Raw genomic sequence first — 1,034 nt, 5'->3', positions numbered from 1 at the left:
CAAGGTTCTCGTCTTTCTTCATTTCAAAACGCATAGGACGTTTTACCTTGCCGCTGATCTTTACCAAGACATCATAAGCAGGAACAATCACGACGTCACCTTCCTGAAGGCGAATGTCATCCAGTGTATTTCCTTTCATGATGAATTCGTAGACGTCGATGGTGGCAATATTCTTTCCGTTGCGTACCAATTGAACGTTTCGGAGGCTACCGATATCACTCACACCACCTGCACGATAAAGCGCATGGAAGACGGTAGAGAAAGAAGAAAGGGCATAAGTACCGGGCTGTACGACTTCTCCCATCACATTGATCTGAATAGTACGGATATTACCCAAAGTCAGACGGATGTCGGAAGTAGGGTCGGTAGTATTATTCAGACCATTATATATTTTATTCAGGGCGTTCTTCAGATAGTCATTGGCGGCAGAGACTGTCATACCGCTAAGGTTGACAGGGCCGATCTTCTGAATGTTGATGGTACCTTCCGGAGATATTTGCTGGCGAATCGTGTTTTGGCTCGCACCCCAGATATCAATAATGACTTCATCACCGGGACCAAGACGGTAATTGGAGGGAGTGGCGAGATTGACACTGGGTTCAAATGTCAGGTTGCGGGTATTGAAGATGTTACGTCCGAAGACCTGATCGCCACGGGCAAGGTCCTGAGTGGTGGGATGGTCCTCCAGCATGTCGGAAGTATTTTCCTTAGTCTCTTCACGAAGGCGGGACTCGTTGATATCCGTACCGGTGGATTGGGAAGTGTTTACATTGTTCTGCTGCTCGTATAGCTGTTTCACACGCATAGCCTGTTCCTTGGTTACACCTTTACGTGCAAGTTCGGAAGCAAGCTGCTTCTGTTCCTTGCCTTGCCGGATACCGTCCTTTACATATTCCAGTACTTGTGAATCACTCATGGACTGAGCCATAAGCGAGCCACTTCCCAGCATCAAACAGAAGAGTAGAATGCTAAAAAGTCTTTGTATTTTCATTGACAAATAAAAAAGTTTCAGTTGATTTCACACAGTTCCTGCA

The 1,034-nt window shown here is 46.2% G+C and carries 1 protein-coding gene; it reads right to left on the bottom strand.

Translation table 11 applies throughout. From position 1 onward, the window contains the following. Positions 1 to 991: polysaccharide biosynthesis/export family protein (locus KTR07_RS28885; RefSeq protein ID WP_217315581.1), on the bottom strand; the 991-nt coding region annotated here is incomplete at its 3' end. Positions 992 to 1,034: the final 43 nt, after the last annotated feature.

The sequence above is a fragment of the Bacteroides sp. MSK.20.82 genome, from assembly GCF_019052485.1.
Taxonomy (GTDB): domain Bacteria; phylum Bacteroidota; class Bacteroidia; order Bacteroidales; family Bacteroidaceae; genus Bacteroides; species Bacteroides thetaiotaomicron.
Note: the sequence above shows the minus strand (reverse complement) of the source record. Positions and strands in the feature narration are given on the sequence as shown.